The 21,803-nt window shown below is 46.3% G+C and carries 18 protein-coding genes; 14 read left to right on the forward strand and 4 right to left on the reverse strand.

The features are described from left to right. Positions 1-212 precede the first annotated feature (212 nt). The 4 genes from F0220_RS03960 (at position 213) to F0220_RS03975 (ending at position 5,943) form a co-directional block, all read left to right on the forward strand. A complete protein-coding gene (locus F0220_RS03960) occupies positions 213-2,504 on the forward strand; it encodes a beta-glucosidase family protein (RefSeq protein ID WP_105602032.1) in 2,292 nt (763 codons plus the stop codon). Between the two features lie 372 nt (positions 2,505-2,876). Beyond that, positions 2,877-3,767 carry an alpha/beta fold hydrolase gene (locus F0220_RS03965; protein ID WP_105602033.1) on the forward strand — a complete coding sequence of 297 codons (891 nt, stop codon included), beginning with the start codon at positions 2,877-2,879 and terminating at the stop codon, positions 3,765-3,767. A gap of 252 nt (positions 3,768-4,019) precedes the next feature. Then, the gene (ilvA, locus tag F0220_RS03970; protein WP_091019795.1) at positions 4,020-5,312 is read left to right on the forward strand and encodes a threonine ammonia-lyase IlvA; all 1,293 of its coding nucleotides are present in this window, start codon (positions 4,020-4,022) and stop codon (positions 5,310-5,312) included. A gap of 43 nt (positions 5,313-5,355) precedes the next feature. After that, a complete protein-coding gene (locus tag F0220_RS03975; RefSeq protein WP_105602035.1) occupies positions 5,356-5,943 on the forward strand; it encodes a GNAT family N-acetyltransferase in 588 nt (195 codons plus the stop codon). A gap of 149 nt (positions 5,944-6,092) precedes the next feature. On the opposite strand, the gene F0220_RS03980 is transcribed toward F0220_RS03975, so the two are convergent. Further along, positions 6,093-7,061, reverse strand: a complete 969-nt coding sequence (locus F0220_RS03980; RefSeq protein WP_105602036.1) for a hypothetical protein — start codon at positions 7,059-7,061, stop codon at positions 6,093-6,095. A 316-nt stretch (positions 7,062-7,377) separates the two neighbouring features. On the opposite strand from F0220_RS03980, the gene F0220_RS03985 reads away from it, so the two are divergent. Beyond that, positions 7,378-10,533, forward strand: coding sequence for a copper amine oxidase N-terminal domain-containing protein (locus F0220_RS03985; protein WP_181155608.1), 3,156 nt, complete (start codon positions 7,378-7,380; stop codon positions 10,531-10,533). 256 nt (positions 10,534-10,789) lie between these two features. After that, a complete protein-coding gene (locus F0220_RS03990; protein ID WP_105602040.1) occupies positions 10,790-11,704 on the forward strand; it encodes an AraC family transcriptional regulator in 915 nt (304 codons plus the stop codon). A 16-nt stretch (positions 11,705-11,720) separates the two neighbouring features. On the opposite strand, the gene F0220_RS03995 is transcribed toward F0220_RS03990, so the two are convergent. Next, entirely contained in the window at positions 11,721-12,533 is an 813-nt protein-coding gene (locus F0220_RS03995; RefSeq protein WP_105602041.1) for a DUF1129 family protein, read from the reverse strand. 412 nt (positions 12,534-12,945) lie between these two features. On the opposite strand from F0220_RS03995, the gene F0220_RS04000 reads away from it, so the two are divergent. The 3 genes from F0220_RS04000 (at position 12,946) to F0220_RS04010 (ending at position 15,152) form a co-directional block, all read left to right on the forward strand. Further along, positions 12,946-13,179 (forward strand): hypothetical protein, encoded by a 234-nt coding sequence (locus F0220_RS04000; protein ID WP_047840502.1) that lies wholly within the window; start codon positions 12,946-12,948, stop codon positions 13,177-13,179. Between the two features lie 253 nt (positions 13,180-13,432). Next, a complete protein-coding gene (locus tag F0220_RS04005; protein WP_036606057.1) occupies positions 13,433-14,263 on the forward strand; it encodes an alpha/beta hydrolase in 831 nt (276 codons plus the stop codon). A gap of 103 nt (positions 14,264-14,366) precedes the next feature. Further along, entirely contained in the window at positions 14,367-15,152 is a 786-nt protein-coding gene (locus tag F0220_RS04010; RefSeq protein WP_091019782.1) for a DODA-type extradiol aromatic ring-opening family dioxygenase, read from the forward strand. Positions 15,153-15,324: 172 nt separating this feature from the next. Here the strand turns inward: F0220_RS04010 and F0220_RS04015 are convergent, their stop codons facing one another. Both F0220_RS04015 and F0220_RS04020 read right to left on the reverse strand, forming a co-directional pair. Beyond that, positions 15,325-15,537 (reverse strand): hypothetical protein, encoded by a 213-nt coding sequence (locus tag F0220_RS04015; RefSeq protein ID WP_017690673.1) that lies wholly within the window; start codon positions 15,535-15,537, stop codon positions 15,325-15,327. A 156-nt stretch (positions 15,538-15,693) separates the two neighbouring features. After that, the gene (locus F0220_RS04020) at positions 15,694-16,236 is read right to left on the reverse strand and encodes a DoxX family protein (protein ID WP_091019780.1); all 543 of its coding nucleotides are present in this window, start codon (positions 16,234-16,236) and stop codon (positions 15,694-15,696) included. Positions 16,237-16,574: 338 nt separating this feature from the next. Here F0220_RS04020 and F0220_RS04025 point away from each other — a divergent pair, with 338 nt between their 5' ends. From F0220_RS04025 to F0220_RS04045, 5 genes are all read left to right on the forward strand, one after another. Beyond that, entirely contained in the window at positions 16,575-17,648 is a 1,074-nt protein-coding gene (locus F0220_RS04025; RefSeq protein ID WP_091019779.1) for a DUF3048 domain-containing protein, read from the forward strand. 316 nt (positions 17,649-17,964) lie between these two features. Beyond that, positions 17,965-18,585, forward strand: coding sequence for a DUF47 domain-containing protein (locus tag F0220_RS04030; protein WP_017690670.1), 621 nt, complete (start codon positions 17,965-17,967; stop codon positions 18,583-18,585). A 14-nt stretch (positions 18,586-18,599) separates the two neighbouring features. Then, positions 18,600-19,589 carry an inorganic phosphate transporter gene (locus tag F0220_RS04035; RefSeq protein WP_036668387.1) on the forward strand — a complete coding sequence of 330 codons (990 nt, stop codon included), beginning with the start codon at positions 18,600-18,602 and terminating at the stop codon, positions 19,587-19,589. Between the two features lie 308 nt (positions 19,590-19,897). Next, positions 19,898-20,857, forward strand: coding sequence for a magnesium/cobalt transporter CorA (corA, locus tag F0220_RS04040; protein ID WP_036668386.1), 960 nt, complete (start codon positions 19,898-19,900; stop codon positions 20,855-20,857). 114 nt (positions 20,858-20,971) lie between these two features. Continuing rightward, the gene (locus tag F0220_RS04045; RefSeq protein ID WP_317451996.1) at positions 20,972-21,451 is read left to right on the forward strand and encodes a DIP1984 family protein; all 480 of its coding nucleotides are present in this window, start codon (positions 20,972-20,974) and stop codon (positions 21,449-21,451) included. The last annotated feature ends 352 nt before the right edge of the window (positions 21,452-21,803 follow it).

Here is a 21,803-nt window from a genome sequence, read left to right on the forward strand (position 1 = left end):
GTGGATAGACGGTTATGAAACGTATAGAGACAGCCTGATCGAGAAGATCGGGCTGTTTTTCCTTTTTATTTTGATCATCTTTAGGAAGAAGAAATGATTGACTGGTGTTATGTAACCGTTACTAACCGGGTAAACATTTGAATGTGTGGTAGATAACCTTGTATGCTTAGTGATATAGCTATGCATCAACATCATGAACTGGAGGGGTTAATGTGGAACGTGACATCAAGGAACTGGTACAGCAGATGACACTGGAAGAAAAAGCGGGTATGTGCTCAGGACTGGACTTTTGGCATCTGAAAGGGGTGGAGCGTCTTGGCATTCCATCCATCATGGTGACGGACGGACCTCATGGGCTGCGCAAGCAGGATGGAAGTGCGGATCATCTGGGTCTGACGTCGAGCGTGCCTGCAACCTGTTTCCCTTCTGCGGCAGGACTGGCTAGTTCATGGGACAAGGAGCTGGCGCGTCAGGTCGGGGTGGCCTTGGGGGAGGAGTGTCAGGCCGAGGATGTAGCGGTATTACTTGGACCGGGTGTAAATATTAAACGTTCCCCACTGGGCGGTCGTAATTTTGAATACTTTTCCGAAGATCCGTTGTTATCTACGCAGATGGCTACCGGTCATATTCAGGGTGTGCAGAGCCAGGGTGTGGGTACATCTCTCAAACACTTTGCAGTCAATAATCAGGAAGAACGGCGCATGTCGATTGATGCGGTGGTGGATGAACGGACGCTGCGCGAGATTTATCTGGCGAGCTTTGAAGGTGCGGTGAAGGATGGACAACCGTGGACGGTGATGTGTTCCTACAATAAGGTGAACGGTACGTATGCTGGTGAGAATGAATGGTTGCTTACGGATATCCTGAAAGACGAATGGGGACACGAAGGTCTTGTGGTATCCGACTGGGGCGCGGTCAATGAACGTGCAGACGCCCTTGCAGCAGGACTGGAACTGGAGATGCCCACAAGTGGTGGAATTGGTGAGCGTAAAGTGATCGATGCTGTAGAGAACGGACAACTGCCGCTGGACAAGCTGGATCGGGCGGTGGAGCGTTTGCTTACGCTGATCTTTAATGCTGTTGATCAAAAGCAAGATGGGGCTACATATAATAAGGACGAACATCACCACCTTGCGCGCAAGGTGGCAGCCGAGAGTATGGTTTTGCTGAAAAATGAAAAAGGTCTCCTGCCGCTGGGGCGTGAAGGCGAAGTGGCGTTAATTGGGGCATTTGCGCGTAAACCCCGCTTCCAGGGCGGTGGCAGTTCCCACATTAATCCAACCAAAGTGGATGATATTGTGGAAGAGATGACCCAGGTGGCTGGCGAAGGTGTAACCTTCTCATATGCTCCAGGTTATCGGATTGAAGCGGATGATGTGGATGAAACATTGATGCATGAGGCTATTCAGGCAGCGCAGTCGGCTGATACTGCCGTGGTGTTCGTTGGATTGCCGGATCGTTATGAATCCGAAGGGTATGATCGTGCCCATCTGCGTCTGCCTGACAATCATATTCGTCTGATCGAAGAGATTGCGAAGGTTCAATCCCGTGTGGTCGTTGTGCTGAGCAATGGATCTCCAGTGGAGATGCCTTGGCTGCCTCAAGTACAAGCCGTGCTTGAAGCTTATCTTGGTGGACAGGCCGTTGGTGGAGCGATAGCTGATCTGTTGTATGGAGAGGTGAACCCGTCCGGTAAACTGGCAGAGACGTTCCCTGCCAAGCTCAGTCATAATCCATCTTATCTGAATTTCCCGGGTGAAGGGGATCGTGTTGATTACCGGGAAGGCATCTTTGTTGGTTACCGCTATTATGATAAAAAAGAGCTGGAGCCACTGTTTCCATTTGGTTATGGACTGAGTTATACAACATTTGAATATGCTGACCTGCAGGTAAATCGTACAGAATTGACGGATCAGGATGAAGTGAATGTACATGTTCGAGTTACCAATACCGGAGATATCGCTGGCAAAGAGATAGTACAGCTGTATGTCAGGGATGTAGAGAGCACAGTTATTCGTCCGGTGAGAGAATTAAAAGGATTTGCCAAGGTGGCCCTTGAACCTGGAGAGTCCAAAGTGGTGAGCTTCACACTAAACAAACGTTCATTCGCCTATTACAACGTAGATATGAAGGACTGGCATGTGGAGACCGGAGAGTTCGAGATTCAGGTAGGCAGCTCCTCACGGGACATTCATGTGCACACACGTGTGAATGTAGAGTCTACAGCGACATTCCTTCCAACCTATACGCGTAATAGTACATTGGGTGATATCCAGCGTGATCCGGCGCATAAGAAGCTATTGGAACAGGCTTTGCAACAGTTCCAGAAAGCCAGCGGGTTCGGTGGTGAGGATGCTGGTGATCACGCAGATATGATGGATGCGATGATGAAATATATGCCACTGCGTGCACTGGTTGCGTTTAGCGGTGGGGCCATGACGGAAGAAGCGATGAATGAACTTCTGGAGCAGCTGAACAACAAGGATCATGGTATTCGGGGATAAGGGGCAGTAGCCTTAGACCGAGTATCTGTCCTTCATGGGATTAAGTAATTGTGCAATCCGTGCAGGAACTGCGCAGAAAGCAACAAGAAGGTGTATATGAGGGCCAGCCGCATAGTGGCTGGTACAGTTACCCGATCCGATTATGGATCGGGTTTTCTTTTTGCATAAAGAAAAAGAGGGAGAAAGGAACGGTGGGATAGGCGGATAATCCATGCAACGTAACAGAAAGCGATAGAAACGACAGGACGGCTGTAACTTTGCTGAAGCAACATGGTTGTCGTAAAGGATGGATTATTCTATAATGAAGTAATTGATAATCATTTTCAATTAGATTCGGTGATAGATGACTATGCACGTAATCAGGAGGGGAATATGAATCCTAACCCTAGCTCACATACATTTGGTTCAAGTGCGTTTGTTCAGACCCGCGATGGTCGCAAACTACATTATATGTCCAGGGGAACAGGAGAATTGACGGTAGTGTTTGAATCAGGTATGGGCGCCTCCAGATCGAACTGGGGACTGGTTGCACCAGCTATTGCTGAGCATGCACGTGCTGTTGTGTATGACAGGGCAGGGGCGGGGAGAAGTGATGTCGACTCGGCTCCCCGCAACCTTGAACGCATTGCAGGGGACCTTGGGGAACTGCTGACAGCTCTGGGCCCGGGCCCATTCATTCTGGTTGGACATAGCTGGGGAGGTCCGATCGTACGGGCTGCGGCGGCTGCAAATCGCAATAGATTACGAGGCATTATCCTGGTAGATCCATCAGACGAGCATTGCGAAATGTATTTTTCCAAGCTTACTAAAAAGAGCTTTGCCATCAATGGTTTCATTATTCCAATCATGGCGCGGACTGGCTTATATAAGAAACTTGGCAGCAAAGCTGGAAGTGTTCAGCCTGACGATGTGGCAGCGGATCATCTCAAGGAAGATTTCACTGTACGGGCAGCTAGCACGATGCTTGCGGAAGGCAAAACGTTTCTGGATGACATGGCAGCGCTGCTGAAACATCCTCCGGCTCTGGGTGATCTGGAAGTTAGCGTGATCTCGGGTACGAACCCGGGCAAGGGAGAGGGGAAAATCAGACCCGCCCTTATCACGGCGCATCGCCAGACGGTGAGCCAGCTGTCTAATGCGAGATGGATTGGGGCGGATCAATCGGGGCATATGGTTATGTATACAGACCCTCAGGTCATTATTGATGAAATTGTACGAATGATAAATGAAGTGGGCTCAAGCGCAAGAACAGATCAAAAGTGATACAATACAAAGAAAAGCAGTGCGCGACATTGCTAGATAAGTTGAATTAGTCATTTACACGATAACGAAGAGGACAGAAAGAACCTGAAAAAGCGGAGCGTTCGCCTTTATCACCGGATTTTTCCCTTGGAAAAGGGAATCAAAAAAATCTGGGGATAACAGCGATTGGAAGGTTGTTCTGTCATCGTAGTTTCAGTGTAAATAAACGTTGTTCAACTTATATAGACCATAAAAGCGGAGTGTGGAGACAACATGAAACCAGTTGAACAAGAACCAACGGGAACCACAAGTCCCGGTCGTGCCAGTGTTGGCATGGAAGATATCGTACGCGCACATCATGTGTTGCGTGAGGTCATTGTTAGAACGCCGTTACAGCGGGATGCTGTATTGTCGGCCAAATATAACTGTAATGTCTATCTGAAAAGGGAAGACCTTCAAGTGGTGCGTTCGTTCAAAATTCGAGGCGCCTATAATATGATTCGCAGTCTGACACCAGCCGAGATGGAGAAGGGTATTGTCTGTGCAAGTGCGGGCAATCACGCTCAGGGTGTTGCTTTTAGCTGTAATGCGCTCGGAATTAACGGCAAAATCTTCATGCCGAGTACAACGCCGAACCAGAAGGTGAAGCAAGTGAGACGCTTTGGCGGCAATAACGTTGAAGTGGTGCTGATCGGAGATACGTATGACGATGCATACGCAGAAGCAATGCGTGCATGTGACGAACAGGGCATGACGTTCATCCACCCTTTTGATCAACCCAAGATTATTGCAGGTAATGGTACGGTAGCGATGGAAATCATGGAAAGTCTCGATGAGAATGCCGACTATGTATTCGTGACGATTGGTGGCGGAGGGCTGGCAGCCGGCGTGGGAACCTACATGAAGACCGTGAGTCCAGAGACACGCATCATTGGAGTTGAGCCACTTGGGGCAGCTTCCATGAGTGAGGCGATGTTCCGCAAACAGGTTGTGACGTTGGATGACATAGATAAATTCGTGGATGGCGCAGCGGTGAAACGGGTTGGTGATCTCACCTTTGATATCTGCAATAGTATACTTGATGACATTGTGAAAGTGCCAGAAGGCAAAGCCTGCACAACTATTCTGGAGTTATATAATGAAAATGCGATTGTGGTCGAGCCTGCCGGTTCCTTGGCTGTTGCGGCGCTTGAGCAATATCGTGAGCAAATCGTGGGCAAGACGGTGGTCTGCGTCATTAGTGGCGGGAACAACGATATCGACCGGATGCAGGAAATCAAGGAGCGTTCCTTGATCTATGAAGGTCTGAAATATTATTTCATGGTTAATTTCCCACAGCGTGCAGGAGCTTTACGTGAATTCCTGGAGGAAGTTCTAGGGAAGAATGATGATATCACCCGGTTTGAATATACGAAAAAGCATGATAAGGAAAATGGCCCTGCCTTGGTGGGCATTGAGCTGATGTACAAGGAAGATTACCAACCGCTCATTGAGCGTATGAACCGCAAAGGTATCGCCTATACCGAGCTGAACAAAAACTTGAATCTGTTCAATATGTTAATCTGATGAATTATTCCAAGACAGGCATGCCATCGGAGGTGAAACAAATATGAAAGCAGATCACCACGAGGCCTCTCCTCTGATCAGACCTGCGCGCATAGAAGATGCAGATCAGGTCATTCCATTACTGTATCAGGCGATAGGAGACATTGCATACGCGCTTGCGGGTGAGGCGGACCATGAGAAGGCGATGCAGATTTTGCAGGCGTTTTATGTACAGGCAAACAACCGGATTAGCTATCGTCACGTAACGGTGATGGAGCAGGATGGGCTGGTCGCGGGAATTCTCGTAGCCTATGATGGCGGTCAAGCAGATCAGTTGGATCAGCCGATATTGAATCGCCCTGGACGAAGCCTTGAAGAGAAGTATGCATTGGTCAAAGAAACCCGTCCGGGTGAGTATTATCTGGATACTCTCTCGGTAAGTGAAGCTTATCAGGGGCAGGGTATCGGCCGGGCCCTGATGGCTGCTTTTGAGCAGCAGGGAAGAGAGCTGGGTCACTCGCAGGTATCCCTGATTGTAGAACGGGACAACGGCCGTGCGCTAATGCTCTATGAACGGCAGGGGTATGTCAAAGACGATGTAATTGTCATCGGGGGACATGAGTATAATCATATGGTCAAACCGATTCAATAGTACAGAGCGCTGACGGGTTAAGTCAGTTTCACAATTGAAAGCAAGAAGAAACCGCCACAGGAGCGAATCCTGTGGCGGTTTTTGTTGTGGTTATCTGTTGGGATTTAGCCTGAATTTGAACCGGATGTTAACCGTGGGAGCGGATTAACTCAATAGTTTGCATAGTCGCTTACAGGTACATTCTGCTCCAGCCATTTCTCGACAGTAGCCGTTTTCTCGAATTTGGCTTCGGTTACGATGTCCATGAACTTTTCGAGTTTGGTCAGGAAGGCACTGTCTTCGGAGGAGTTACGTTGTAAGACAGCTTTGTAACCTTTCTGGGCATTGGCTGTCATTTTGTTCGTTTCATAGTCAAATAAAGGCGTATTATTCAGGCCATAAAACGTATACAAGGTATAGTTATTCATCAGATTTTCTACCTGTTGTACCCGATTGGACTTCGGATATTCGTTCAGGAATCGTTCCTGATTCATAGCGCGATTGAGTACCTCCTGATAGCCAATGACCAGTGCACCATCATCGGCGGCAAGGTTGCTGGTTTCAACTGCCATGATATTAATGTATTGTTTGATGTCTGGTTTCACGTACGAGATATATTTCTGAAAAGCCATATAATTCATGATCGGATAGAGGGAGCCTTCCAACATAACCAGGCGATAACCGCTATCCCGTGCTTGCTGGAGCAGTGCACGCAGACTGGCGTCGTTGGTGCGGCTCATCAGTTGGGTGAAGCTATCATTCCACTTGTAGGCTTTGATCATCTTGTCTTGAACATTAGGCACCAGTAGACGGTCCGTCATGGCTGTTAACGCCTTGTTGCGGGCATTCTCCAGTTGTAAGACCATCAGAGTTGCATGATAAGTGGTGACTTGATTGATATGAGATTCGAGATAAATATCCGCGGCAGGCAAGCCGTTCTTTTTGTAGAGCATGGACTGAAATGTTTTATATATCGTTGTTGAACTGGCAGTTGTGACTTTGGGTTCTGTACTGGAAGAAGCGGCAGCAGCGACTCCGGATAAGGGAGCGACAGCCGTTTGGAGCAGCATGAGGATGGCGGTGGCTGTAATGAAGGTGCGCATGCCTTTACGTTTGGCAGATTGGAACGATGATGTCATAGATATGAACCTCCCGTAGTTAAGAAAATGATAGGTGTTGTTCACTAGTCACTATACATTAACCCAATTGGTGCAGGATGTGGTTGCGGAATGGTGACAAATTCTTCTGTTATTTTTAACTTTTGGAGGGTGGAAGATAGAGGAAGTTTTCTGCGAAAATAAATTTTGCACAACTGGAAACTTTTGAGCTGATCTGAACGTCTTAGATGTGCACAGGTAAATACAGGAATTAATGAAAAGAACAGCGAATCTATTTCGATGTTAACTAATTGTGAGAATGGGGATATGGGATATGAGGAAAGCGGGAGGAAAACAAGTGAAGAAGGTAATGTCAGCGCTGGCTGTATCGGCCATGCTGATGTCCGCACTTCCAACGTCGGTTATGGATGCAGCTGCGAGAATCAGCATATATATTAATGATGCAGAGTTATCCTCTGCTCAGGCACCTGTGATGAAAGGCGGACGCGTACTGGTTCCGCTTCGGTCGATTTTTGAAGGATTGGATGCGAAGGTACAGTACACGAACAGAACCAAAACGATTGTTGCAACTCGCGATGATCAGGAAGTTACTTTGAAACTTGGTTCCAAAACGGCATACATCAACGGGGAAGCGATATCGCTCGATGTACCTGCGAACACGATTAAGGGCAACACGATGGTTCCAATTCGTTTTGTCAGTGAAGCTTTTGGAGAAAAAGTGTTCTGGAACTCACGCAATCAGCGTGTAGATATTAAGACAACAGCAACACCTCCAGTAGATGAGACACAATATGCTGCTTGGAACATCTATGGTTCGGTATCCGGAAGTAACGGAGACGGTCGTGACTTGACCGTGAGCTTCACACGTCCAACTTCAGAGAAGGCGGTATCTGCTTACCGGATTATGCTGGTAAAAACACGCGATGTGAATAGCTTCACGGAGTCCTCAGCAACTGCCGTACCTTCTGCGAACTATACATCTGTTACACCGAATGGCAGCAACCCAAAACTGACGCTTAATGCACAGACGCGTGACGTGAACGGGGATTTGCTCAATAGCAATGAAACGTATCGCCTGTATGTACTGACTGTTGGTAACAGCAGCAATAATTATAAAAATGCATTGAACTGGTCTTCCCAGGCTTTGAAGCTCAATATTGTGAAATCCACAGTACAGGCAGTTACAAGTCTGCGTGCCGCAGATATTAGCGACTATGGCGATGGCCGCGATCTGGAGATTAACTTCACGCAGCCGAGCACGACATCGAACATTACGTATTATCGTGCATTTGTGGTTAAAGCGAAGGACTCTTCTGCATTCAATCTGGCTGCAGCGAACAAAGTGTCCAGTGCAAACTCCACGATCATATACAAAGGAAACAGTACCGCAGTGAAAAGCCAGCTGACCTCTTCGACACGGGATACCTCTGGCGAATTGATTAAAAGCGGCACAGCGTATGTGGTTTACATCTTGTCGGTAAGCACTAATACAACAACAGACAGCAAACTGTCCGCAGCATCATCTTCACTTACACTGTCCGTGAACACAGCAACGTCTCCAGTAATTACGCAGGTGAAGGATAACTCGGATTATGGAGATGGTCGTGATATTCAGGTGAGCTTTAACCGTTCATCGGATGAGTCCAAGGTGGCGAATTATCGCGTCTTTGTGGTGCGTAACTCGGTTGCCAGCAGCTTCAATCTGACAACGGCAAGTAACCTTTCCTCCAGTCTGTACTATACGGTGAATAAAACAGGTAACAACATTACAACGACTTTGCCTTCATCCATGAAGGACACAAGTGGTTATAACGTAACGAATCTGCAAGATTATCGCATCTTTGTGATGGCGGTGGGCAATCAGCAAAATGGATACACCAATGCGCTGTCAGCTTCCTCCACTGCTCTGAGACTGACAACGACCGGTAACGCGGGAGTCATTAGCAACCTGGCTGTTGCGGATATTGGTGACAACGGTGATGGCCGTGATCTGCGGGTTTCGTTCAACAAAGCTGCGGATGAGTCCAGAATCTCTGGATATCGAGTATACGTTGTTCGCTCCGGTAATGTGGGCAACTTCACACTAAGTGCAGCTAATGCGTCGAACTACTATACGCAGGTGAACAAAACGGGTGGTAACCTGTCCGTTACGCTTCCGAATGCATATGATACAAGCGGTTCTAAAGTCCAAGAAGGTGTGAGTTATCGTGTATTTGTTGTATCGGTGAGCAACAGTGGGAATGCTAGCCAGAATGCACTGTCTAGTTATTCTTCATTAATCACATTATCCAAAACTGCTGTATTGACTGCACCAACAAGCATCACAGCAAAGGATATTGGCGATAATGGCAATGGTAGCGACATAAGTGTGACGTTTAATAGATCGGCGAATGAGACTAACGTTCATCACTACCGTGTGTTTGTAGTAAAGAAAACGAATGTAAGTGGATTTGATCTGGCAGAAGCGAATCGAAATCCTAATTTTATTCCCCAGAGTAAAACTGGAGGAAGCGGAAACTACACTTTGACTTTAAATAATGCAAGAACGACAGATGGCGCAGATATTCGAAATGATGAAGACTATCGTATATTTGTACTGGCGGTGAGCAATACCGGTACTATTTCGAATGTTCTATCTACGGTCTATTATGATGTTAGGTTGTCTGTAACTAGTGAAGTTGGGAAAGTCGCAATCACTGATGTTGAAGTTAAGAAAGAAGAGCAAGCTGCAGGTAATGCTACCGATGTAAAAGTGACATATACAAAACCAGTCCCTGATCAAGCCATTGGACGTTATGTGTTAATGGTAGTACCTGCATCTACAACTTTCGATCTAAATGCGGCCAAAAAAACTGCGAAATCCAGCAATTCACTCGATGTTTCTGCAAGTACAGTTACAGAACTTCCTATTTCTTTATCCGATAGTAATGGTGACGAGATCAAAGCTGGAGCATACAAGATTGTTATTTTGTCCGAATCATCTGATGGTAAACGAGAATCAAGTATGACTACGTCGACTCCTTTCACGATTAAAGCAAAAAAACAGGCACCAACGCCTGTTAATAGTGTAATAGATCTAAAAACAACTGTAAGTGCTTCTTCCATTAATATAATTTTCACTAAGCCAAATGAAGTAGGCATTGCTCGTTACGATGTGTATATCATTAAAGAAGAGAGCAGCTCAGGAACTACTGGGAGAGTTTTAAAAGATGTTAGTGTAGGTGGTGCTCCTTTAGCAACAGTGGATATTGGAATTTCCGCCAAGGATTCAGAGGATGCAGTTTTCGGAGCAGGAAAATACAAAGTTTTGGTAGTCTCAGTGGTGAGTGAGCCGACGAAATATACATCTGTCCATGCAGAAGGCACATTTGAGATTTTGCCAGCTCCTTCTGGCACTGGTCAGGGAACTGACAATATGGGCGCGGGGACTTCAGGCGGTAATGGCACTCAACCATCTGCTACAAACGAGCTATCCACTACGCAGGGTTCATGATTTTAAGATAGGCAAACGCGGTTGAAATTCATAATGGATAATTAAATTTTAGGAATTCGAATCCATTAACTCCCTTTCCATACGGAAAGGGAGTCTTTATCATTCCCTCGTAGATACCGTTTAACGTTCTCGCGGCAACTTGCTTTATGAAAATCTTGTCGCCAAAAAGGTTCCTTAGACCATTGTTGCAACAGGACAAACAAATGGATAATAGAAGGAATAAGTTAAAAGCCTATGAGCCGAAAGGAATGATGGAATGCTTGCGTTTCGTTTGACGGGCCTGCCGGATTCCCGGTTGCCGTTGTACCTGTATTGTGTGGGCACGCAGGAAGAGAAGGTTCTGCATAGACCGGATGGATTTCCGGTGTATCAGTTGTTTTTGTCACACGGTGGTGAAGGGCAGTTCAAGATAACGGGAAAAGGGACATGGACGATGGGAGCAGGGCAGTTATTCATCGTGGAACCCGAGGTTGCGCATGAGTATGTACCTCATTCCAAATCCAAAGGGGAACTGGGTTATCTCGGTATTGGCGGTACATCGGCTGGATCGGTACTACAATCCGCGGGTTTGCTTCAGAACGAGCCGTGCCATATCTCCCGTTTTGAAATCATCTGGTCACGCATGACCAATCTTTGGCACGCGTTGGATCAAGGAGCAACGGAGATGTGGAACACATCAGCTCTCGTCTACCAGCTTATTTTAGATATAGCACAATCGAAAATTCCATCTGATGTTACTAGCGTATGTATTGGATCATCTAGGGCACAGGATGGCACTGTAAAACACTCTAATCGGGAGCCCGATCCGAGCAAGGATGCACTCGTCCGAGCAGTAGCATTGATGAATACACACTACCAGGATGACCTGTTATTGAAGCACATCGCTGACGCAGTGGGTTATTCGGTACAGCACCTAAACCGATTATTTCATCATCATTATGGCGTGACAGGACATCAATATATGCAACGATTACGTTTGCGGAAGGCTTCAGAATGGATGGACAAACATCCAAGAGCAAGTGTACGAGAGGCGGCAGAGACCGTAGGGATGGAAGTGAACTATTTTATCCGGATGTTCAAGCGGGAGTTTGGAGAGACACCGGGTAAAGGAATAAACATCGCAATCAGCTCCAAATGGAAAAAGACCTCACGAATTCGTGAAGCCCCTTAATCAATTATATAACGTGTTATGCTGTTTTCTTCTGACCGAATAAAGGCCTTAACGTGGCAAGCCCCACAATGCCAATCACCGCACTCAACCATGGAGCTAGTGCAAATACCGGAAGTTTATCACGTAGGGGGTACCCGACAAACAGCACGAGTACCACGACCACGATGTAGATGACGATCCCCCGAATATTGACTTTAGGTACCTTATTTCTGTCCGCCCCTTCATCGTCTGGTCTTTCAGCAAGACGGCGAAGCATCTCCACCAATGCAATACCGCCAACTGCCGCAACGATCAGAGAGAACAGACTGATGTGTTGGAACGGCTCCGTATCTCCGCCAGTCCAACCCACGAACAATCCCACACATCCTTGAATCAACATGACAAAAGACAAAGCCGCCCAAGCGATCATGGCATACCACATTGGTGTCCGTTTCACAGGCTCTGGATTCTCAGTTGGCTGTGGTTCTACAGCGTTGGCATTCTTTTTCGATGAAGCTGTTGGACTATTACCGCGGGTTGAACTGGATTTACCCACCTCAACGGCAGCCGTCTTCTCCAGTGCTGTATTTGTAATCCCGAGCTGTGCATGGATGTCTTGTTCCAGATCAGGTCCGTATAACTCGCGAGCGGGTTTATTATCCCGCTGAGCCTGTACGATTGCTTTTCCTGCGGAGAGTATCCACTCTTCCTGTGTTCTCTCGTCCGCTGGCGCATGACGCGCAATGGTGCTGATCTCGTCATACAGTTTCACATGTTCAGGTGTCATTCGACTCATCTCGGTTATTTGTCGATTCTGTATTTCTTTAAGCTTCTTATAGGAAATCCCCAATGATTGCTCCCCCTGTCTACACACGTTCTGATCTTCCAATTGTCAGAAGACCCTGACGGTATTTTAGTATACGGGAAGGGCTCTCGTTTCGCAAAGTCATTCCTTATAAAAAAGCTGCTCATGATTGGCCCATATCCATACACAGGCCAGTATAACACAGGTACATAACAGCACCAGTTTACCGTGATGTTGAATCCATTCCAGTAGATGTTCCATGAATTCATTCCTTTCGGCAGAAGGATTCCGAGGCATATGCTGCCTATGTTTTTTCGTTTATTTTCCCCTGTTCATGTGAAAAAATACCCTCATGCCTCACAGATCTAACGATTGTGTGAAGTATGCATAAAGAGCAGCCGATTCCATCACAATAGTAGCATTTCCAACAGAAATCCAAGATTGGAGTGTGCTTGTTATGGATAAACAAACAGAATTGACGCGAAAGCTGCTACTGAACAGCAACTCCCGTGGAGTCGTGGACGAAGTTGTATCCTTTGAAGAGAATCTGGAGGATACGGAGTATGCAGAAGAACTGACAGATGGCAATTTGAAGGGAAGAAGTTTCTGGGACAATAGTGATTCGGGTCATGAGCATGAGTGGAATGGACGGGTGGAGACCCACGAGATGTTCCGTAGAAGCTACGAATAACGATCCTGCAACACTTGGTTTTAATTTCAAATGATATCCGGGCCAGCTGTCATCAGCGTGGCTCATTTTTTTGTGCTTATTATCCGATAAAATGTAGATTGGTGGTCGACGTAGAAAGGTTTTTACTTACGTTGACTTGCAGGTTACGGGATGATAATATATGAATAACATCTTAATACACACTAAACTTATCGGATTATATATATTTAATAAATGGAAGTTAACAGGCTAAGCGTGGAAAGGGGAAATCGGTATGGAACGTCAGATCAGTATCCGTCATGGACAGGAAGAATTAACAGCCACGATTCATTATCCGGTCGTGAAAGATATCAAGGAGGAGAAGAGTCAGCAGCGAGTCCCTCTGGCGGTCATCTGCCACGGCTTCGTTGGTAGCCGGATCGGCGTGGACCGTTTGTTTGTAAAGACTGCACGGGAGCTGGCTGAAGACGGTTATCTGGTCCTGCGTTTCGATTATATCGGTTGCGGAGAGAGCAGTGGGGAGTACGGAGCGGAGGGACTGGAGTCCATGGTGCTGCAGACTCGTTCGGTGCTGGATTACGCGGTGAATTGCAGTGATGTAGATCCTACGCGTGTTACGCTGATTGGTCATAGTCTGGGTGGTGCCGTTGCATTACTAACGGCTGTACGTGACAAACGTGTCAAAAACCTGGTGATGTGGTCCTCCGTGGGTTATCCATTCAATGATATCGTGAAAATTACGGGACGGGAAGTATACGATGAAGGCGTGAAACTGGGTGCGGCTGATTATCTGGGATACAAATTCACACCAACGTTCTTCGAGTCTCTTGCTGAACAACAGCCATTCCAGGAAGCAGTTAAGTTTAGCGGAGATGTACTCGTCGTGCATGGCACGTCAGATGAGATTATTCCTGTAGACTACGCATTCCTGTATCAAAAGGTATTCTGGATGCGCCAAGAGGGCCGCTGTGATAAGGAGATCATCTTCCAGGGCGATCATACCTTCTCTTCAGGTAAAGAGCGGGAACAGCTAATTACGCGTACCAGAGAGTGGCTGGGCGAACGTCAGAAGATCGAGCAGGATTGGCAGCACTGGATGATATAAGTGGCAGGATTACAACTGTTTGGGGATGTCAGCTTGGAAAAGCGCCTTCTTAAGGGTAAAATAGAGGAGTAAGCATTCTATCCGTGTCTGGAGGTTGGCAGCAATGACATTACCCGCACTTTTCATTGCGCATGGTTCTCCCGCTCTGGCGGTGGAGAGCAATGACTACACTCAATTCTTGAACCAGCTTGGAGACAGGCTGCCGGCTCCGAAAGCCATTGTCGTATTTACGGCGCATTGGGATTGTCCTGAACCGTCCGTGACGATGGATGATACACATCAGACCTTGCATGATTTTTACGGATTTCCTTCTACGATGTATACGATGGAATACCCTGCATCTGGGCAGCCAGATTTAGCGAACGAGATATGTGCTTTGTTCACCCGCAGCAACCTGGCACATCAGCCGATTCGTGGCCGAGGGCTGGATCATGGCGTATGGGTACCGTTGCTCCATATGTATCCCGAGGCTAATATCCCTGTGATCGCTGTATCTGTAGACTCGCTGCGTACGCCGCAGGAACAGTATGATATTGGCCGAATGCTGGAACAGCTGCGTCATGATGATGTGCTGATCATTGGCAGTGGTGGAACGGTTCACAATTTACGATTGCTGGGCAATACGGATGAACCGCAAGAGTGGGCGGTGGAGTTTGATAACTGGATCGGGGAGCGCTTGCAGCAGTGGAACACAAGAGAACTGTTTCAATATGAGAAAAAAGCCCCTCATGCACGTACGGCAGTTCCGTCGTATGGTACAGAACACCTTGCACCTTTGTTCTACGCCATGGGTACAGCGGATATGTCCCGATCAGCGAAGCGTCTATTTCAGTCTTATCCTTATGGAACGCTCAGTTTGAACTGCTGGCAGTTTGGAGACGGCGTGTAACTTGGAACAGACAACAGCCTGATTATGGTGCCTGAAGCCAGTTTCATACGGATAACATAACGTGTATTAATGCATACAATTACAATATATAAACAAAAGAAGGTTCCTGTACACCCTTGATTGGATACAGTAACCTTTTTTCAATACGAAGACTTATTCGTGCAATAGATCTTTATTTGCGGATCTCGAACAATTCACAGTCTGTACGGGAATGATAAGCAAGTTCACTGACACTGGATTGTACAACTACGGTATTGCTGTCAAAACGGATAATAATGCCACCCGAGTCAATCTGGTGATTATCTTTAAAAACTCGAACCTTATACTTCATATTCATGGCTTCCTGGAAGTCTGCATCGGTTTCAAGACGTCGTTGGGTCGGCATATCGTGTACTCCTTTGAAGTTCAACTTTATTTTATCATAATACGATTTTCTGTGGATGGGCAAGTCAGTCAGGCATTCGGGCAGATTTTTGAAAAGTAAAAAGCCCTGCTCTCCAGGGGGATTGGGAGCAGGGCCGAGAATTCTATGAATGATTGCTTAAGCTGTTTTTTGAGTAGGGCTAATCGTTGGTGTGTCTTTAGGAAGATTACCTTTGTTGTTACGAGTGAACAATCCGCGAAGGTAAGGCAGTACCCAGTGATCCAGACCGATTTTACCTGCATTTGCACCAGCAACGACAAGGAAGATTTCCATTACAACCAGTTGAGCATTCGTGCTTACTGTTCCCGAGAAGAGGAACGCGAAGTTCATGACCATAGCCATCAGTGCTGCTAGTGTAGTGAAGCAACCGAGGATGAGACCCAAACCTACAAGGAATTCACCCAATGGGATAACGAAGTCGAAGAGTCCTGCGTTTGGTACTGCGAATTTCTCAAGGAACGTTGCCCACCAAGCTTGGACAGCCGGGTGATCACCTGTTGCTTTTTCTACCGCACCAGCCAAGAACCCGCCAGCTTCGAATCCGCCAGTCAATTTGCTCCATCCGTGAGTCATCCAATCATAACCGATATACACCCGAAGTACTGTTAAAATCCACATTGCTACTTTGTTTTCTCTAAGCCATTGGTTTGTGCTGAACATATAAACCACTCCTTCATGGAATCTAGTGTGTGTTGTTTTTGTTTTTTCTAAGTGATCACCTTTGATGTCTTTATTGTATAGTTCAAAAGTTGTTTTGTTTGTGATTAAAATCACAATCTAGTTCAAATTTTAAGTAAGGTTTGAGAAGTTCACATTTAGGACATATTTTTCTGGCTATATGCTGTTTCAAATGTGAATTTCAAGCTGTATCAAGGCCTTCTAGGCGCAGACAAATCGGATGGGGTGTGATTAAATGGAAAGAAATACGTGAAATGGTTGCCCACATGAGACATATATCACAACTTAGAACCAGGCCATATCGTTCAGGAGGTCCTCTATTGAAGCTTTTTAAATGGAACAAAGCAGCATCGGCAGCATCTCTGTTTATTCTCTCATTAAGTCTTGTTGCCTGCCAAAACCAGGAGGTGTTGCAGATGCCAGTTCAGCCAGAACCGACACCTGCACCTGTACAAGAAGAACACGTGGAGGAATCCAACACGTCTCTCTATACAGCACCTCTGACAGGTCTACCTGTAGATGAAGCGATTACGCGTCGACCACTCGCCGTAATGATTAATAATGCACCCGCAGCTCGGCCCCAATCGGGTCTAAGTTCAGCCGATATCATTCTTGAAGTTCTCGCTGAGGGAGGCATTACCCGCTTCATAGCCATCTTCCAGAGTGAAGGCGGTGCGGAGACAGTTGGACCCGTTCGCAGTATACGTCCATATCTAATTGAGCTCGGCGAGAGTTATGATGGGGTCCTTGTTCATGCCGGAGGCAGTCCGGAGGCGTATTCCATTTTGCAAAGGCAGCAGAAACAGCATATGGATGAAATCTCGAATGGTGGACCTTACTTCTGGCGTTCCTCGGATCGTAAAGCCCCTCATAATCTGTATACTTCAGCGGATAAGCTGAGAGAAGGGTCAGATATCAAGGGTTACAGCCATGATTTCAAGTCGCCGGTATACATCTATAATGAAGAAGGCGCGACATCCGCAGGAGAGGCAGTGAAGCAATTCGATATCCATTATTTATTGGATAGTTACCGGGTGACGTATGATTATGATGAAGTTAGCGGACGATATATGAGAATGGTGAATGGCAAGGCAGATCAGGATATGGATAATGAAACTCAACTTGGTGCAGCGAACATCATTGTGGCAGGTGCAGATCACAAGGTCCTCGATAGTGTAGGTCGGTTGTCCGTTAATTTGGAACAGGGCGGGGAAGCCATGTTGTTTCAGAAGGGCAAGATGATTCGTGGGCAGTGGGTGAAGAAGCAGGGAGATATTATACGGTTTGTTCAGGGTGGCAGTGAAGTTGCTCTTGTGCCGGGTAAAACCTTTATCAGCATTGTTCCCAATCAACCGGAATTTTCCAGTCATGTGAAGCTCGCTGTGCAGCAATAAAAGGATGTAATGAAAGAAAACAATGAAACATGTATCCATTTGTCGTCGAAAAGGCATTATATTTGTCCTTAGCGTAAAAAGTAGAATCGTGTCGGTTCTGTATTTTGATGTCGAATTGTAAACGCAGTGTAAAATCTTGACTTGAATTTACCATTATTCCAAATAATTAAGATTCATTTCAGATTAATGTGATAAGAATATAAAAAAGGATCACACCTTTTGTACAAACCATGAAACAAATATGATAAGATATCAAAGGTTGTCATTTCATGTTTCATCGGTTGTCGGCAATTTTTCTCGTAAAGGGGATAGAGCTATGAAGCTTAAGAAGAAGAAGGATATATTTTTTGAGACACTGGAGAATATGGCAGATACGGTTGTTCAAGCGGCAGATTATTTCTCCCAGCATGTTTCCAACCTTCAGGATGTGACTCTTTTTGCTAATGAAATGAAGAAGTACGAGTCGAAATGTGATGATTACGTGCATACGATCATTACAGAACTCAACAAAACATTTATCACGCCGATCGAACGCGATGATATTATGGAGCTGACAACAACACTTGATGACGTATTGGACGGACTCGAAGCAACGGCTTCCCGTTTCTATATGTACCAACTGACAGATCCTGATGATGAGTTCGTCATACAGTTTGCTGAAATTTTGCGCCAATCGGCTTATGAAATTCAGAAGGCGATCCATCTGCTGTCTCAGAAAAAATTGCTCGCGATCCGTGAGTACACCATTCGTTTGAATGATCTGGAAAACCAGGGCGACGAAGTGCTGCGCATGTGTATCAAACATCTCTTCGCTACCGTGTCTGATCCGATTGAATTGATCAAGCGTAAGGAAATTTACGAACGTCTTGAGACAACAACGGATGCTTGTGAAGACGTGGCGAACGTGCTTGAATCCATCATTATGCGTAATTCTTAAGGAGCCAGAGAATAATGGAAACAACGATTTGGGTATTGGGTATAGTCGTCTTCCTTGCACTGGCGTTTGACTTCATCAACGGTTTTCACGACACGGCCAATGCCATTGCGACTTCGGTCTCAACCCGAGCACTGACGCCGCGTCGAGCTATTCTTATGGCAGCGGTGATGAACTTTGTCGGTGCGATGATGTTCACAGGCGTTGCGAAGACGATTGGTGGGAGTGTGACCGACCCCACCACGCTGGATAACGGGATAGAGGTCGTCATAGTCACCTTGATCTCAGCGATTATCTGGAACCTGGTTACATGGTGGTTTGGTATTCCGTCTTCTTCCTCACATGCACTTATTGGAGCCCTTGCAGGTGCCGTGCTCGTTGGCGCAGGATCTGATAAAGTGAAATGGAGCGGATTCATTGATATCGTCGGAGGTTTGTTATTATCACCACTGATCGCATTTGCCATTGGTTATGTGGTCATGACGATTCTCAAATATATTTTCGCCAAACGCAGTCCGCATAATGTGAACAAAGGTTTCCGTACAGTACAGATTTTCACGGCAGCACTGCAAGCATTCACGCATGGTACGAATGATGCACAGAAAGCGATGGGGATTATTACCTTTGCTCTGGTTGCAGCAGGTGTGCAGGATAATCTGGATGTTCCGCTGTGGGTTAAAATCTCAGCAGCAACTGCGATGGCTCTGGGTACATCCATTGGTGGTTGGAAAATCATCAAAACGATGGGTACCAAAATCTTTAAAATTGAACCGATCAACGGTTTTGCGGCGGATCTGTCAGCTGCATCCGTTATTTTCACAGCAACGTTGCTTCACCTTCCAGTTAGTACAACGCACGCGATCACATCAGCTATTCTGGGTGTAGGCTCCGCGAAACGTTTCTCTGCGGTGAAATGGGGACTTGCTGGACGTATTATTATTACGTGGTTCATTACGATTCCGATTACTGGGGCACTGGCAGGATTATTGTACTGGATTATTTTCTAAAAAGAGAAGTTATCCCGAACAAAATTCGGAGTTATCAGACAATCTGTTCATAACTGTGTGAATATCGGGATATGTGGATAAATATACAACCAAAATCAAGAGACGCCTGTGCATGAACGTGTGGACAGGCTGGATATGTGGATAGCCATCCGTGGAATGATAAACCAAAAGAAGATATTCCTGTGGATACAGGGAACTGTGGATAGGGAAATGAGAGAAGCCAACAGGGTTGGCTTTTTTTGTTGTCGAGTTTGAAGGCACCTGTGTACAATAACGTAAAGATACAGGACAAGGATGTGATCTGATTTATGATTCGTACACTCGCCATTACACGAGAACATCAAGTCTCCGTTAACGTACCACTTACACAGCTGGATCTGAACGATTACGCCTGGGTATGGGCCGATTTTAACCAGCCGACGGAAGAGGAAAGCCGTTTGCTGGATACATATTTTCATTTTCACCCTTTAGCTATTGAGGACTGTCTGCATGTGTTGCAGCGGCCTAAGCTTGATTATTATGATAATCTGCAGTTTCTTGTACTGCATGCACTGAACCCGTCCACACTAGAAGCCGAGGAGGTTGACTTGTTTCTCGGATCAAACTTCCTCGTGTCTTTTCATCATGGCGTATTGGAAGAAGTGGATGAAGCGTGGGAGCGCTTGTTGCACCATGCACATGAACGAACCATCTGGGCGCGAGGTCCGGTGGCAGCAGCCTATACGGTGATGGACAAGCTGGTCGATCATTATTTTCCGTCTTTATTTGCGATTGAGGATGAACTGGCTGAACTGGAGAACCGGGGTGGACAAGAATCGGTTGAAGACTTGATGAACCAGGTGTTTGATCTGCGGACTCGATTGCTGAAGCTTAGAAGAACTGTAGTACCGATGCGGGATCTGCTCTATCGGGTGGTGAACTCCCAGCATGTGCAGCGAACAGGTGAACATACGGCTTATTTTACTGATATCTATGACCACTTATTGAAGCTGACGGACATGATTGAAGCCGATCGGGAGATGACCGCTGACCTGCGCGACAGTTATATTTCCCTGAACTCCAACCGGATGAATCAGATCATGAAGACACTCACGGTGATCACGACTGTATTTATGCCGCTCACACTGATCGCGGGTATTTATGGCATGAACTTTGCCTATATGCCTGAGCTTCAGTGGAAATTTGGGTATGGTGCTGTTCTGCTGTTGATGTTTGTGCTTGGTGGAAGCATGGTGGCCTGGTTTGTGAAACGAGGATGGTTTAAGTGAGAACGAATGTAATCAGATGTTAGTAACATAAACTTGTAATAACGTGTATCCACAGGTAAAATATAACGATATGTGAGTGAATAGAATCTGGATGAATTATCCATACATATCATTGTGGAAGGATGGGATACGATGAGATTGGCAGAGGCTCTTGTACTGCGAGCGGATGAGCAGAAGAAGATAGCTCAGCTCAAGCAACGTCTGGAACGCGTAGTCAAAGTTCAGGAAGGTGAACAGCCAGCAGAGGACCCACAGTTGCTTATGATCGACCTGGAGAACACGATCCGGAGCCTGACGGTATTGGTTAAGAAAATTAATAAGACCAATGCACAGACTGACTTCACTGCTGGAGTTACGCTTGCTGATGCCCTTGCAGAGCGGGATGGAATCATGCAAGAAAGAGCATCATTTAACGAAGTTTTGCAGAATGCGTCCATTCGCCAGGATCGGTACAGTCGTTCTGAAGTGAAGTATGAGCGAACCGTGAACATAGCAGATATTCAACATAAAGTGGATAGCCTTTCGAAATCCTATCGGGAACTGGATTTTAAAATTCAGGAGAAGAACTGGACCATAGACTTAATCGAGGAATAAAACTGCGTCGGTAACCCTATCCAAATGAAGCGAGCATAACCCACCAACGGGAAGTTGGAAACCTGGTAGACGCTGGGCCATGTCTAACCCACATCATCATTTAGCCCAATATTGTTACAAGAATGCGCAGCATGGATGTATCGTGTATCTTTCTAATTGTTACGACCATATGCAGGTCTTTGGATAGCGGTGAGGGTGGGTAAGGGGAATTGCAGTTTGAATTACATATGAAGAAGGCCACTGGGCCATGATCTCGGGCAGTAATAACTGTCGGGAGATGATGTTTGCCAGGTGGCCTTTCTGATTCTTCTATTAGAAGTTTTGAAAAAAAATGTATCCACATGTGAATAAC

This window comes from Paenibacillus sp. 37, assembly GCF_008386395.1.
Classification (GTDB): Bacteria; Bacillota; Bacilli; order Paenibacillales; family Paenibacillaceae; genus Paenibacillus; species Paenibacillus amylolyticus_B.

What these genes read in the sequence shown, in the direction of transcription:
- F0220_RS04000 (WP_047840502.1), top strand. Translation starts at nt 12,946, where the DNA reads ATGGATAAACAAACAGAATTGACGCGAAAGCTGCTACTGAACAGCAAC.
- F0220_RS03980 (WP_105602036.1), bottom strand. Translation starts at nt 7,061, where the DNA reads ATGACATCATCGTTCCAATCTGCCAAACGTAAAGGCATGCGCACCTTC.
- F0220_RS04020 (WP_091019780.1), bottom strand. Translation starts at nt 16,236, where the DNA reads ATGTTCAGCACAAACCAATGGCTTAGAGAAAACAAAGTAGCAATGTGG.
- F0220_RS04010 (WP_091019782.1), top strand. Translation starts at nt 14,367, where the DNA reads ATGACATTACCCGCACTTTTCATTGCGCATGGTTCTCCCGCTCTGGCG.
- F0220_RS03975 (WP_105602035.1), top strand. Translation starts at nt 5,356, where the DNA reads ATGAAAGCAGATCACCACGAGGCCTCTCCTCTGATCAGACCTGCGCGC.
- F0220_RS03990 (WP_105602040.1), top strand. Translation starts at nt 10,790, where the DNA reads ATGCTTGCGTTTCGTTTGACGGGCCTGCCGGATTCCCGGTTGCCGTTG.
- F0220_RS04035 (WP_036668387.1), top strand. Translation starts at nt 18,600, where the DNA reads ATGGAAACAACGATTTGGGTATTGGGTATAGTCGTCTTCCTTGCACTG.
- F0220_RS03965 (WP_105602033.1), top strand. Translation starts at nt 2,877, where the DNA reads ATGAATCCTAACCCTAGCTCACATACATTTGGTTCAAGTGCGTTTGTT.
- F0220_RS04015 (WP_017690673.1), bottom strand. Translation starts at nt 15,537, where the DNA reads ATGCCGACCCAACGACGTCTTGAAACCGATGCAGACTTCCAGGAAGCC.
- F0220_RS04005 (WP_036606057.1), top strand. Translation starts at nt 13,433, where the DNA reads ATGGAACGTCAGATCAGTATCCGTCATGGACAGGAAGAATTAACAGCC.
- F0220_RS04030 (WP_017690670.1), top strand. Translation starts at nt 17,965, where the DNA reads ATGAAGCTTAAGAAGAAGAAGGATATATTTTTTGAGACACTGGAGAAT.
- corA (WP_036668386.1), top strand. Translation starts at nt 19,898, where the DNA reads ATGATTCGTACACTCGCCATTACACGAGAACATCAAGTCTCCGTTAAC.
- ilvA (WP_091019795.1), top strand. Translation starts at nt 4,020, where the DNA reads ATGAAACCAGTTGAACAAGAACCAACGGGAACCACAAGTCCCGGTCGT.